Raw genomic sequence first — 13,465 nt, 5'->3', positions numbered from 1 at the left:
TTTCTTAACCCGGTGCGGGCTACACCCGAGCTAAACGAGTTTTATTCGACAAGGTGACAAGTGATGTCGTTGCGTCTTTCCTGTGTGCCAATGGCTTTTGCACTGCTGCTTGGCGGCTGTGCCAGCGGTCATGGCCCAGCGCCTTTCGGCGAGGACGTGCGCGCAGCTATCAGTGAGCCCGACGCCCGAGTTGAGTATGTCACTTGGGGCGAACCGACTGTTCAGCCCGGTGATTTTGCCGGTCCGCAAGCCGTTGCTGACAGCGACGGGCCTTACCTGCTCGATACCGGCGATCGATTGCGTATCTTTGTCTATGGCCAGCCAAATCTTTCGCGGATTTACGTTGTGGACCATGCCGGACGGATTTCGGTGCCACTGATCGGCAACGTCAGCGCTCGGGGGTTGACCACCGACGGCCTTACGCGGGTGATCACACGCCGGCTTGGTGCCGAATACGTGCGCGACCCGCAGGTCACGGTCGATCTGCAGCAGAACCGGCCGTTCTTTATTCTGGGCGAGGTCCGGAACGCAGGTCAGTTTCCGTACGTATCGGGCATGACCGTCGAGACGGCGATCGCGATTGCCGGCGGTTATAGCGAACGCGCAAGCACGCGCACGTTCCGTGTGACGCGTCGGATCAACGGCTTGGTCGAGCAGCTTGAGACATCCGCGGACTATGTCCTCAAGCCCGGCGACACCGTGTTCGTTTACGAGCGGTTTTTCTGAGGTTTGGAGAGCTAAAGCGTTTGAGGTGAAACAATGATGGGCTGGCCGTTACGTATCCTGCACATCCTACGCGCGCCCGTTGGCGGCCTATTCCGCCACGTCCGCGACCTCGCCCTTGAGCAGGCAGCCCTTGGTCACGAGGTCGGCGTTCTTGTTGACTCCACGAGTTGCGATGGGCTCACGGGTGACCGGCTCGTGTCACTCGAAGCGTCTCTCTCTCTTGGGCTGTATCGGACGCCCATGCCACGTTCGCCGGGACCGGGAGACCTTCCCGCTGTCCTTTTCACCCGTCGCCTCGCACGCAGCTTGGACGTCGACGTCTTACACGGACACGGCGCCAAGGGTGGACTCTATGCGCGCCTCGGCGGCCGCATCTTGCCATGGTCACGCCGCGCACCTGTTCGGTTTTATACACCGCACGGTGGAAGTCTTCACTACTTCGGCGGCGGCCTGAAAGGCCGCGCGTACGTTTATACGGAGGCCGCCCTCGCACGGATGAGCGAAGGCGTCATTTTTGAAAGCGCCTTTGCGGAAAACATTTATACGCGCGGTGTCGCATCGGTCGGCGTCGCCCAGCGCGTCATCCCCAATGGCCTGAGCCCGGAAGACTTTGATGTTGTTGTCCCCCATGAGGATGCGGCCGAGTTTGTATTTGTCGGTGAGTTGCGCGACCTGAAGGGCGTTGACCTGCTCCTGCGCGCCCTCTCGCGGCTACGGTTTGCCAAACCGCCGCGTGCCGTGATTGCCGGCGACGGGCCGGATGCGATGCCGCTGCGTGCCCTTGCGCGCGAGCTTGGACTAGGCGCGCGGGTTTCGTTCACAGGAGCTCTCCCTGCGCGGCAAGCGTTCACGATGGGGCGCGCGCTTGTTATGCCGTCACGCGCTGAGAGTCTGCCTTATGTCGCCTTGGAAGCTGCCGCCGCGGGGTTGCCGCTGATCGCCAGCAATGTCGGCGGCATGCCCGAGATCGTTCGCGGAAGCGCCACACGCCTCGTAGCTCCAGATAACGTCGAGGCGTTGGCCTGCGCCATGGCGGCAACACTGGACGATATGGAAGATTCACGTAGCCGCGCAATCCAGCTACGCGGCCTCGTTGCTCAACGCTTCACCGTCGCCAAAATGACAGGTGCGGTTCTCGACTTCTATCGTGAACAATTGATACGCACGGCCATGTTCGATGTGCCAGGTCGAGTCGCGTTGTCAGATGATCTTTACCCTAATCGATAACGTTGACGCGGACTCCGGTATCAGCGGCTGCTATGGCACAATCACTGCTTGCCTTCAGGGCAGTTGTCCAAATTGGGACAATGCCCAGAAGAGAAGATCATGTCCAAGTCTGTTGCCCGCGTTTGCACCGATACACCAGTCACCACGCTCAAAGCGCCGCGTTTATGGGATTTTTCAGTAGACGCAAAGTCGCCGCTGATCTCCGCTAACGTTGTCAGCGATAGCGTCCGCTTCATCGAGTTCACGTTGTGCGCTCTGACGGGGCTCATTGTTGCAGCGGCATATGTCTCAGATTTGAACACCGCCATGCACGCGAGCTATCTGATCGCTGCTTTTGCGACAGCTGGTATCTCCATTTTAAGTTTTCACTACCTGGGTTTGTATCGAATTGACCGGTTGGTCGCCGGCGTCCGCAATTTGCCGCGTATCGCTTTGGGATGGATGGTTGCGTTTGCATTTCTTGCGGCTGGTTTGTTCTTCGCAAAGCTGGGTGGCGAATTTTCCCGCTTTTGGATGGCCGCTTGGTTTGTCGCCGGTGGCGCACTCCTTATTGCCGAACGGCTCGTTGTCGCTTCGCTCGCACAGAGCTGGCATCGTAGCGGCCGCCTTAGCCGTCGTGCCATTATTTACGGAACAGGTCCCGTTACGGAAGCGGCGATTGCTCAGCTTGAGGACGACCTGAATAGCGATATCCGGATCTGTGGTCTGTTTGATGAGCGCGGTGACGGTCGTGCGCCGTTGAGCACGAATGGCTATCCCCTGCTGGGTAAACTCCAAGATCTCGTGCAATTCACACGCTCGACACGGGTTGACCTGATCATTGTTGCACTGCCGATCACGGCAGAGGCACGCATCGACCAACTCCTGACCGAGCTCTCTCAGCTTCCCGTCGATATCAAGATGCCGGCTGGCGCCTCGCGGCTGCGCTTTGCGCCGCACGCGTACTCGCGGATTGGCGACGTGGCCATGATCGACCTTATGGATAAACCGATTGCAGCCTGGGGCGGCATCGCGAAATCTGTGTTCGACAAGGTGATCGCCGTTGCGGCTCTTGTCGCCTTGGCCCCGGTCATGGCTGCGGTGGCAATCGCCATCAAGCTCGACAGCCGCGGCCCCGTGCTGTTCCGCCAGAAGCGCTATGGCTTCAACAACGAGTTGATCGAAGTTTTCAAGTTCCGCTCGATGTACACTGACCTTTGCGATGCGACAGCGAGCAAGCTCGTCACGAAGGGGGATCCGCGTGTTACCCGCGTCGGCCGCTTCATTCGCAAGTCGAGCCTTGATGAACTTCCGCAGCTGTTCAACGTGCTAAAGGGCGAGCTTTCGCTCGTCGGGCCGCGTCCCCATGCATTGTCTGCAAAGGCTGGGACCGAACTCTACGACGACGTCGTGAAGGGCTATTTTGCCCGACACAAAGTCAAACCGGGCATCACCGGATGGGCTCAGATCCATGGCTGGCGGGGTGAGACCGATACTGAGCTCAAGATCGTCAAGCGCGTCGAGCATGACATCTATTACATCGAGAACTGGTCGGTATTTTTGGACCTCTACATCCTCGCTAAGACGCCGTTTTCGCTTATCAAAACCGAAAACGCATACTGAGGATCTGGTTAGGTATTGTAGAGCGTATTCATGGCACCCGCAGACGCAGCGTTTATCGGCAGAAGGCCGCTCCCACAGTCGCTACGTTTCGCGCCTAAGGAGCGGTCTGCGAGCGTCGTTCATAAGTTATCTCTCGTCTGCGTCTGGCTCGCGATCGGCAGCAGCGGGCTGGTGTTTAGTGAGCCTGCGCCGGTCGATGCGCTTATGATGGGGCTCATCGTGCTTCTTCCGGTCGTCGGCTTGGTGAGGACTACGCCGGTTCTCGTGCTCTATCTGTCAGCATGGCTGTTTGTGGCGGCAGGCGGATACATATCTTCTGCGACCATTCCGGATATCCAGGCCTCAGTTACCTTCACGACGATCTCGCTCTACCTGAGCCTCGCCTCGTTCGTCTTCGCTGGCTTTGTTGCCAAGCGTCCGGATGCCCACACACGTCTCATCCTGAATGCCTGGACTTGTGCCGCGTTGGTGGCCGCCTGCGCGGCTATTGTCGGCTATTTCTCCGTCATGCCGGGCGCCTATGATCTCTTCACGAAGTACGGCCGCGCCGCCGGAACCTTCAAGGATCCGAACGTGTTCGGCGCGTTTCTGGTTGCGCCTGCCTTGTACATGCTGCACCTCGTGATCAATCGCCCGCTCCGCTCGGCAATTGTACCGCTCGCTATCGCGGGAATTCTGGCGCTCGCCATTCTTCTCAGCTTTTCCCGAGGTGCTTGGGTTAACCTCGCGATTGCCGTTCTCATCTTCGGGTATCTGGCCTTTGTCACGGCACCGACCAGCGGCCAGCGCGCCCGCGTCATCCTGCTTGGCTCAGCAGGCGTGGCTGCTCTCATCGCCATCGTAGCCGTCGCCGCTCAGTTCGATGGCGTTTCAGACCTTCTCAGCCAACGCGCCAGCCTCAGCCAGAGCTACGATTCCGGCCCAGACGGGCGCTTTGGCGGACAGGCGAAAGCGCTCAAGCTCATCGCTGAAAAGCCATTGGGTATCGGCGCCTTGACGTTCAGCACGCAATACCACCGTGAGGAAGTGCACAACGTCTATCTGAGCATCTTTCTCAATGCCGGATGGCTTGGCGGTAGCGTTTACTGGCTCATTGTTGCTGTTACAGCCGCATTTGGGCTTCGCCACGCCGCGCGCAAAAGCGAAATGCGACCGCTATTCCTAGTGATCTATGCCGCCTTTCTGGCAACCATTCTGGAAGGTATTATTATTGATACTGATCACTGGCGGCACTTTTACCTGCTCACAGGTATGACGTGGGGGTTGATGGCCGTGGGACGAGGGCACTGCGCGTCTGATATCAGCAACAGGCGCTCACTTGATCATCCATAATTCGGAAAACATACCGTTTTACGGGACTTTCTGAGGTATACTCATCCAACCGGAGATATCGGAAGGGGGCCGGTCCGAGCAGATAGTTACAATTTAACTTAATGCTCAGACATGCCTTTCATACTGTCTTAAACATGTGTTTGCCCGGATTGACTTATGGCCTCGTACAGATCGCGCATCGACATTGAGCCCCTGCGGGCGTCGACCGGTCGCCCAGATGTGGAGGCCGAACGCGCGCTTGCAGCATTGTGCGAAGTTGCCTCCAACATCAGCGGATGTCCCCTCGCAGCCATTTCGTTGGTTGATTCCGACCGAGAGCACTTCGTTACGGGTGTCGGCCTCGATGCGCTGGCGCACCCGCGCAAGAACCCGTTTTGCGCTTATACGCTTACTAATCGCGGCAGGACGTTCGTCGTTGGCAATGCGGCGAAAGACGAGAGATTTCGTGCAAGCGCGTGGGTCCGTCACGATCCCAACATTCGATTTTATGCCGGACTTCTTTTGGAAACCGGCGCTGAAAATGGCGCTGCGATCCTTTGTGTGATGGATACGCGGCCTCGGCGTTTGTCTGCCGCAGCGCTGTCGGTTTTGCAGCGTCTGGCCGAAACGGCTTCCGGCATCCTGAAACTCCGCCAACAGGCCAACCGTTCGCCCAAAAGCCGTCCAGTTCCTGCGGCACCGACAATGAAGTCCGCTGCACTTGTTGGAAGGGCCTCTCAAGCCCCAGAGACGAAAGATCGTCCAGCGCCTCGTCCGCGTGCCGCGCGCGCTCAAATTTCCCGCGCGCTGAGCGACGGTGAGTTCGTTCCTTTCTACCAGCCGACTGTGGAGTTGAAGTGGGGCCGCACCGTCGGCTTCGAGGTCCTGGCCCGCTGGAAGCACCCAACGCGCGGCCTGCTCGCTCCTAAAGACTTTAACCAGGCAATTTCGGATCGCTCACTCACGCCTCTTTTGACGCGTGCGATGTTGAATTCCGCGTTGAAGGACTACGCTGTGTGGCGCGCGCAGGGCCTTGCACCCGGACGTCTTGCCATTAACGTCACATCTGCAGACCTCATGAATAAGCGCTTTGCCGACGAAATCAGCAAAGCGCTCGATATGTACCGCTTTAACCCACGTGACCTCGTCGTTGAAGCGACGGAAGGCATCGCGATGGGGGCACCTGAAGGCCAGATCCATAAGAGCCTTTCGGAACTCCGCAGCCAGGGCATTCACATCGCGTTGGACGACTTCGGCACCGGCTTCGCAAGCCTTCAGCATCTTCGCAACTGGCCGATCGATGGCTTAAAGCTTGACCGCGGCTTCGTGCGCAACTGCCTTTCGAATAAAGAAGACCAGATCATCATTCGCGGGATCGTTCAGATGTGTCGCGCGCTTCGGCTGAGTATTGTCGCCGAAGGTATCGAAACCAATGCGCAGTACCTTTTCCTGGCGAATGTCGGTTGTGACTATGGCCAGGGCTTTTATTTCTCAAAGCCTATACCGGCTGCTGATGTCCCGAATTTACTGAACGGTGCCTTTGCCTCGTCGGCCGATCTCATGCCGAAAGCCGTCAAGATACCTTGAGCATTGGTGAAGATATTCTTAATTTATGTATTTCCATTGATTATCCTATTTTCTTTCAAAATTTGTTGAAGTTCGAATTGAAAGACCAGAAGAGACTGGTCATCAAATATTCTCAATGCCCATGCCCCTAACGTCGCGACGTTCGTTTCGTCAGTAGGCGACCGGTTGTCGGCTACTCGATTACAATAGTGCTTGGCACGGTGTGATCTTCGTTGAGATAATGGTGCCGCACTTCCGCGCTCTGTTTTGCGCGCGGAACGCAATGACTGATTCAACTGGGCAGACGGGATGTCTCAAGGAAGCGAGTACCGCTCGCGATCGCTCACCGCTCATCTCGTCGGCTTCGCTCTGGCGCTGGTAGCACCGCTCCTGCTTTTCGCAGCACTCGGTGCCATGGTGTTCACGCGTGCAGAGATGTCGGCCAATGAGGAACGCCTGAAGCGTCTATCGGTTGATGTCACCAATGACGTTGATCGCGAGATTAAGGGCTTTGTGACTTTGCTCAGCGCGCTGGCGCTCTCTGAAAGTCTCGCGCAGGATGATTACGCAGCGTTTCATGCGCAGACTAAGGCTGCCCTGCGTCATGCTCGTACATATGTCCTCCTGTTGGACACATCGCTGAAGCCCATCGTCGATACGCGCGTGCCTTACGGGGCGCCATCTCCACGTCCCTTCGATCGCAACGTCGCACGTCATGTTGGTGAGACTCCGGGAGTTCATGTGTCCGGACTCGTTGGTATGGGCGCGCCCGGTGATGGAGATGCCATCGTCATAGGACTTCCCGTCATGCGGGATGGCGCTCTGCATTGTATCCTTATGATGACGATTACGACCGCGCGCGTGCACGAGACCATCGCTACGACTGCTTTACCTACCGGGTGGGCGATCGCAGTAGCGGACAAGAAAGGAGAGGTCATCTCCCGCTCCCCCGATGACGGGAGCGGGCCGGACATTGACCTTGTGAGGCATCCTGCCGGCGTCATGGTGGAGAGGCGAGATACGGATGGGGTTACCCGCCTTGAGATGCAGGACACCTCTACCCTGACTGGCTGGCGTACGATCATCAGCGCTCCCAAAAATTTGCTTGAAGCTTCGCTTTGGCAATCGCTCGGCTGGCTTGCGTCCGCCGCCGTTCTCGCCGGCATCCTGACGACGCTTCTTGCGATATTGGTGGGACGGCGTATGGCTCGATCAATGGGGCGTGTTACGCTCGCGACACGCAAGCTCGCGTCCGGCGGTGTCGTTGAGGCAGAAGGCTTACCACTTACCGAAGCCGATCAGGTCATGAAAACGTTGAGCCTCGCTTCGATGCTGATCCATGAACGTACGGAAGCGTTGAAGATCAGCGAGGAACGCTCGCGAGAACAGGTTGAGCACATCAAGATGCTGATGCGTGAGCTTGCGCATCGCAACAAGAACCAGCTTGCCGTTATCCAATCCATGGCCCGCCAAGTCGGCAAGGGCAGCGCGAGTATCGACGACTTCCTCGATGGCTTTACGTCGCGCCTGCATTCCATGATTCAGTCTCAGGAACTCGTATTCGGTCGAGACCGTGGCGACGCTCCTCTCGCGCGGCTCATTCGCGAACAACTTAAGCCCTTTACTGACGTGGAGGATGGCGGGCGCGTCGTCATAGAAGGGCCAGAGGTCTCATTGACGGCGGATGCCGCCCAGACCATAGGCCTAGCGCTCCACGAACTAGCAACGAACGCGACGAAGTATGGCGCCCTTCGTGGTCAGGAAGGGACAGTCTACATCGACTGGTCTCTTCCTAATGAAAACAATGTGGGCTTGCGCCTGAGCTGGCGCGAAAGCAACGGTCCGGACGTTGAGCAACCGCAGCGATGGGGCTTCGGGCGTATAGTCATCGAACGGCTTGCAGCTCAGACACTCGATGGAAAAGTCGTTTATGAGTTTCCTTCGACCGGCGTGGTGTGGATACTGGAAGCGCCGCATACTGTCATTGCACCATCCCACCATCTCAAGCGGCGCATCTCCTAACCTGGCAAAGAGGGCCGGATAGACCGTGAGCGATAAACCTGTTCTTTGGATCACCCGCAAACTTTCGCCAGCTACGGAAGCGCGCGCCGCACGCGACTATGAAGTTCGGCTCAATCCCGAGGATCGGGTTTATTCCGGCGATGAGATCGTCGCCATGAGCAGTGAGATTGACGCGATCCTCCCGTGCCATTCAGAGATCTTTTCTGCGGACGTAGCCTCCCGGCTTTCCGATCGCGTCAAGATCATTGCCAACCACTCCGTCGGCGTTGACCATTGCGATCTTCCTGCGCTCAAAGCGCGTGGGATTGTCGTCACCAACACGCCCGACGTTCTCTCGCAAGCGACAGCTGAAATCGCCACTTTGCTGATGCTGGCCGCGGCACGGCGCGCAGGAGAAGGCGACCGGCTCGTGCGTTCCGGGCAATGGACGAGCTGGAGCCCGTCCTTCATGGTCGGAACCCAACTTACCGGCAAACGACTTGGGATCGTTGGCATGGGCCGCGTCGGACTTGCCTTTGCGCACATGGTCAAAGGCTTCGACATGGAGCTTCACTACTACAATCGGCGTCGTCTGCCGCCGGAAAAGGAAATGAATGGCGTCTATCATGAAACAGTCGAACAGCTGTTAGGACACTGCGACGTCGTTTCCCTTCACTGCCCCGCGAGTCCCGAAACGCTCAACCTGATGAACAGCGCACGGCTCTCGCTGCTGCCGGACGGCGCCATTCTCGTCAACACGGCCCGTGGTAGCCTTGTCGATGAGGCGGCCCTCATTGATGCATTGAAATCAGGGAAACTGGCAGCAGCTGGTCTCGATGTTTTTCAACGCGAGCCCGGAGGCAATCCAGAGCTGTCGAAACTCGACAACGTTTTCATGTTGCCGCACATCGGCAGCGCGACGCGCGAAACGCGAGATGCGATGGGCTTTCGCGCCCTGGACAATCTGGATGCCTTTTTCTCAGGTCATGAGCCAAGTGACCGGCTTGTGTAACTCAGCTTAGTTAGCCAGTCGTAGTTCAACCCTTCGATCCAGCTGGTACAGGTCCTCTCGGGAGAAGTTCGAACGGTCGACACCGGTAAATGGCTCCGTTTTACCCTTCGGCAAAAGTAGCAATTCGCCCGTGAACCCACCGGTGCGGAGATAGTTCTCCACGGTTTTGAGTCTGTCCATAGAGAGCTCCATGTTCAGTTCGGGCGTCCCGCGTTCGTCGGCGTGACCCGAGAGCGTCACCGTGTCCAGTTTGCGGCGCTTGAGATACTCGAGCAGCAAATCGGCCGCCTTCTCACCATCGTGTGTGAATATCGCCTCGCGGTAGACGAACTGGATCGGAATTGGAATCTTCTTGTCTTCAGCGACGAGTGGCGTGCGCCCTGGCTGTTCGTCCGACATTGCTGCGAGCTTCATGACTTCGTCCGCGTCCGTTGCAGCTGAGGCAACAGATCCCGCATCTGCCGGCCCGGTTTCCGCTTGTTCGGCAGCCGAAGTATCGACACCTGCTGGTTCACGTTTTGGGCCGTTCTCGCTTTGGCGCGCATCATCGACGAGCCGTTGGAGATCGCTCAGCATCTTTTCGTTGACGTCGCGCGCGGTCTGACCGGGTTTTGACGTGCCCGGTGATTGCTTCGACGCGTCCGCGTTAGATGACGCGTCATCAACGGCCGCCATCCGCGCGGAGGAGTTTCCGTCAGCGGAAGTGGATGTCTCTGCCGGGGCCTCTCCGACTTCCAAGCTAAGTTTTGGATCGTTGCTCGCGAGCTTGCGTTCCGTAATTAGAACCCACTCACCATTGTCATCGACCTTCGCCGTGCCAACCAACTCACCGTCAGCAAGCACGCGAACAAATTGGCGGGGCTTACCCTGACCGGCAAAAACAGAAACGCCATCAGGTTGTATCCGCGCAATATCAAAGGCCAATCCGTCGGCTAACTTTCCTGCGCGCGGTGTTGAATCGCCCTGTGCAGAAGCGCGCGAGGAAGGATCGACGGCCGCGACCTTCTCCGCTTCGGTCTTTGCTCTGGACGTAGTCTGAGAAGTCTTGGTCGACGCTGCCGGTGTTGGCGTCGCCGCAGAGGCGGCCGCAACCGTTTCCTTGGTGTTTGCCGGAGCCGAGGTGCCGGCGTTGTCGGTGAATCTCAGGTTATTCAGGTCATAGTAGCCTTGCTGGACGAGTACCGCGGCGCCGACCGCGGTCGCCAACAGCAAAACCACCACAACAACTACGAGCCTCTTCATAACACAACCCTGCACCTACCTGCGGATACGCACGCGTACCCATTGCTTTGCGAGATCGGGGAGACCTCGCCATAACAGGCCGCGCTGCCCCGTGGGGCCTATGCCCCCAGCGCTGACCCGTGGGCTTTAATAGGTGAATATGCCGTTGCTTGGTGCAACGCAATCATTGCCTATAAATTTGGGAAACATTCCGGGGTGCCACAGCGTGCGTTTGTGGCTTCTAGTCCACGCTCTCCGCACAGCGGCCAAGCGTTGCCGCTTCCATTTCAGGATCGGGAGAGATTTTCACGCAGCCTTTTAGCGTACACAGGCTCCAAGGTGCAGTCGCGCCTGACGCAGCCAAGTGGAGCTCCTTGATCGGAGCCAAGGGCGGCTTGTAGTGCCACCACCCTTTTGACAATACGGCACCTTCGGGCGGTTCCATTCCTGCACCGGAGCCCTTGACTCTGGCTTCGACGATTTCAAGACCACGCGGCGTTAGCTTCCAATCTTCTTCCCAGGCGATCCGCTCGACGGAATGTGTCCACGCGAGAGTGAACGCGCTGGCGGCGATCACGGTGAGCTTTCCACTCGCGAGCAGGCAAAGGCTCAACCTGATCCTCCCGGTTCAACGGATGTGTGGCCGGATGTCCTGCGCCAGTGCAAAAAGATGACCACAGCTGCAAGCGCAAAACCGACTTCATCAGTCACGGGAAGCGCCGCGATCATTGTGACGGCTGCTGCTGCTGCCAATATGCGTTCGAGAGCGGACATGCTCCCGCGCAGATAGCCAATGATGGCCGCGCCCCATAGGCCGACGGCAAGCACGGTCTTGCCGACAATGTAGGCGACAGCGGCGGGATAGCCGATGGCTTCGGCAAGCGGCCCACCGTCTTGCAGCATTAGGGCCGGGGTGTAGACCGCGATGAAGGGAATGACAAAGCCGGCGGCGGCGATCTTCACGGCTTCAATCGAGATCCTGAGACCGGACTCCCGCGCAATTGGAGCGGCTGCAAAACAGGCCAGCGCAACGGGAGGCGTCAAGTCAGCCAGAATACCGAAATAGAAAACGAACATATGACTGACGATCAGTGGCACGCCTAATTCCAGAAGCGCCGGACCGGCGAGCGATGAAGTGATGATGTAGTTTGGGATCGTGGGGATACCCATCCCTAAGATGATGCATGTGATCATCGTAAGCAGGAGCGAGAGGAACAGGTTGTGCTCCCCAACTGACACGATAAAGCCACCGAACGTTGTTGCGGCCCCCGTCAATGTCATCGTGCCGATGATGATACCGACGATCGCGCAGGCAACGCCGACGGACAGTGCCGTTTTTGCCCCTTCAGCAAGTCCGATCACAATGTCGCTGAGGGTTTCGCGACCACCTTTAGTTAGGAAGTTCCAAGCGATGAGCAGCGCAATGGCCGCGCCAACGATTTGCAAACCGTATTCAAGAAAGAGTGCCGCGATAATTCCCAAGCCGATCCAAAAGATCGAACGGATTACGATATTTGGAAGCTCTAGAGCGACCGAACTGCCAAGTATCAGCAATAGCGTCAGAACTAAGCCAACCGTTCCGGAATAAAGCGGCGTGTAGCCGGAAAAAAGCAAGTAGACGAGCGCGGCGAGCGGCAGGATTAGATACCACTGCTGTTTGATCGCATCGAGCGCTGATGGCACTTCGTGATCACCCAAGCCCATCAGGCCGCGCTTGCCAGCTTCGAGGTGCACCATCCAGAAGGCGGACGCGAAGTACAAGACGGCAGGGACAATTGCGGCTTTGACGACCTCCGCGTATGCGACGCCTAAAGTTTCAGCCATGATGAACGCGACGGCGCCCATAACTGGAGGCATGATCTGCCCGCCCATGGAAGCTGTCGCTTCGACCCCACCCGCGAAAGCCGCCTTGTAGCCAAAGCGTTTCATCAGGGGAATCGTGAACTGGCCTGTCGTTACGACGTTGGCCACGCCGGAGCCTGAGATCGTTCCCATAAGGCCAGACGAGAATACCGCGACTTTGGCGGGGCCACCTCGACTGCGTCCGAACAGGCCCATCGACACATCGGTGAACAGCTGGATCATCCCTGCGCGCTCAAGAAATGCGCCAAACAGGATGAACAGAAAGATATATGTCGAGGAAACGAAGACCGGAATGCCATAAATGCCCTCGGTCCCGAAGGCCATGTGGTCGATCACCTGTGTGAGATCGTAGCCGCGATGATTGAGCGGCGCGGGCAGATATTGTCCAAACAAACAATAAAGAAGGAACAACCCCGCAAGGATAGGTAACGCCGGCCCCATGACGACAATGGTCGCGAGGAACACGACGGCCAGCGAGATGATGCCGACAATTAAGTCGATGTTGTTGGGATCGCCGGCGCGCAGGAGAAGGGGCTCGTATTCCCACCACTGGTAGATGGCGACTGCGAAGCCCGCGAGCCCGAGAAGCCATGCCAGACCCGTCAGCGGCCATTTTACCCGCGCAAGCGCGGCTCCTAACGGGAGCGACAGAAGTACGAGAAAGCCAACGTGGAAGCTGCGTACGAGTTGGCTCGGCAGATCAACAACGTGAGCGGCGGTCGCCAACTGGAAAAGTGAAAAGGCGACAGCGATAGCAAATAGCAGCCAGCCCACGGGGCCATGGGGAAAGGTATGGCTCAACGCTTCGCGCGGACCGGAGGCCGGGGACGCGGGGCTGGCGACACCTGCGGTATCGCGAGGCACGTGGCTGCTCACGCTCGTAACCCTCCAAGGTTTCCTGGCGGAGATCATTCAAGCAAAATGACCGACGCCCGC

The 13,465-nt window shown here is 58.0% G+C and carries 10 protein-coding genes; 7 read left to right on the top strand and 3 right to left on the bottom strand.

The features are described 5' to 3' along the window. Positions 1 to 63 precede the first annotated feature (63 nt). The 7 genes from BLS30_RS11640 (at position 64) to BLS30_RS11610 (ending at position 9,445) form a co-directional block, all read left to right on the top strand. Positions 64 to 726 carry a polysaccharide biosynthesis/export family protein gene (locus BLS30_RS11640; protein ID WP_046479052.1) on the top strand — a complete coding sequence of 221 codons (663 nt, stop codon included), beginning with the start codon at positions 64 to 66 and terminating at the stop codon, positions 724 to 726. A gap of 33 nt (positions 727 to 759) precedes the next feature. After that, positions 760 to 1,953 carry a glycosyltransferase family 4 protein gene (locus tag BLS30_RS11635; RefSeq protein ID WP_244512423.1) on the top strand — a complete coding sequence of 398 codons (1,194 nt, stop codon included), beginning with the start codon at positions 760 to 762 and terminating at the stop codon, positions 1,951 to 1,953. Between the two features lie 99 nt (positions 1,954 to 2,052). Beyond that, complete coding sequence (locus BLS30_RS11630) at positions 2,053 to 3,555, top strand: undecaprenyl-phosphate glucose phosphotransferase (protein WP_046479053.1); 1,503 nt, start codon at positions 2,053 to 2,055, stop codon at positions 3,553 to 3,555. Positions 3,556 to 3,585: 30 nt separating this feature from the next. Continuing rightward, positions 3,586 to 4,887, top strand: coding sequence for an O-antigen ligase family protein (locus BLS30_RS11625; RefSeq protein ID WP_090228930.1), 1,302 nt, complete (start codon positions 3,586 to 3,588; stop codon positions 4,885 to 4,887). 156 nt (positions 4,888 to 5,043) lie between these two features. Next, entirely contained in the window at positions 5,044 to 6,453 is a 1,410-nt protein-coding gene (locus BLS30_RS11620; RefSeq protein WP_082101125.1) for a sensor domain-containing phosphodiesterase, read from the top strand. 288 nt (positions 6,454 to 6,741) lie between these two features. Then, the gene (locus BLS30_RS11615; RefSeq protein ID WP_046479054.1) at positions 6,742 to 8,454 is read left to right on the top strand and encodes a sensor histidine kinase; all 1,713 of its coding nucleotides are present in this window, start codon (positions 6,742 to 6,744) and stop codon (positions 8,452 to 8,454) included. A gap of 25 nt (positions 8,455 to 8,479) precedes the next feature. Continuing rightward, entirely contained in the window at positions 8,480 to 9,445 is a 966-nt protein-coding gene (locus BLS30_RS11610; RefSeq protein ID WP_090228927.1) for a 2-hydroxyacid dehydrogenase, read from the top strand. 6 nt (positions 9,446 to 9,451) lie between these two features. Here BLS30_RS11610 and BLS30_RS11605 read toward each other — a convergent pair whose 3' ends face one another. The 3 genes from BLS30_RS11605 to BLS30_RS11595 form a co-directional block, all read right to left on the bottom strand. Continuing rightward, entirely contained in the window at positions 9,452 to 10,687 is a 1,236-nt protein-coding gene (locus BLS30_RS11605) for an OmpA family protein (RefSeq protein ID WP_090228925.1), read from the bottom strand. Positions 10,688 to 10,907: 220 nt separating this feature from the next. Then, positions 10,908 to 11,279, bottom strand: a complete 372-nt coding sequence (locus tag BLS30_RS11600; protein WP_046479057.1) for a DUF1850 domain-containing protein — start codon at positions 11,277 to 11,279, stop codon at positions 10,908 to 10,910. Beyond that, on the bottom strand, positions 11,276 to 13,441 hold the full coding sequence (locus BLS30_RS11595; RefSeq protein ID WP_090228921.1) for a TRAP transporter permease: 2,166 nt from the start codon (positions 13,439 to 13,441) through the stop codon (positions 11,276 to 11,278). Before BLS30_RS11595 ends, BLS30_RS11600 begins: the two co-directional genes overlap by 4 nt. Between the last annotated feature and the right edge of the window lie 24 nt (positions 13,442 to 13,465).

The organism is Filomicrobium insigne (assembly GCF_900104305.1).
Classification (GTDB): Bacteria; Pseudomonadota; Alphaproteobacteria; order Rhizobiales; family Hyphomicrobiaceae; genus Filomicrobium; species Filomicrobium insigne.
The sequence above is the reverse complement of the archived record's forward strand: the minus strand, read 5'-3'. Positions and strand labels throughout refer to the sequence as shown.

Coding starts and splice junctions, on each gene's coding strand:
- BLS30_RS11630 (WP_046479053.1), top strand. CDS start 2,053: ATGTCCAAGTCTGTTGCCCGCGTTTGCACCGATACACCAGTCACCACG.
- BLS30_RS11605 (WP_090228925.1), bottom strand. CDS start 10,687: ATGAAGAGGCTCGTAGTTGTTGTGGTGGTTTTGCTGTTGGCGACCGCG.
- BLS30_RS11615 (WP_046479054.1), top strand. CDS start 6,742: ATGTCTCAAGGAAGCGAGTACCGCTCGCGATCGCTCACCGCTCATCTC.
- BLS30_RS11595 (WP_090228921.1), bottom strand. CDS start 13,441: ATGATCTCCGCCAGGAAACCTTGGAGGGTTACGAGCGTGAGCAGCCAC.
- BLS30_RS11635 (WP_244512423.1), top strand. CDS start 760: ATGATGGGCTGGCCGTTACGTATCCTGCACATCCTACGCGCGCCCGTT.
- BLS30_RS11625 (WP_090228930.1), top strand. CDS start 3,586: ATGGCACCCGCAGACGCAGCGTTTATCGGCAGAAGGCCGCTCCCACAG.
- BLS30_RS11620 (WP_082101125.1), top strand. CDS start 5,044: ATGGCCTCGTACAGATCGCGCATCGACATTGAGCCCCTGCGGGCGTCG.
- BLS30_RS11640 (WP_046479052.1), top strand. CDS start 64: ATGTCGTTGCGTCTTTCCTGTGTGCCAATGGCTTTTGCACTGCTGCTT.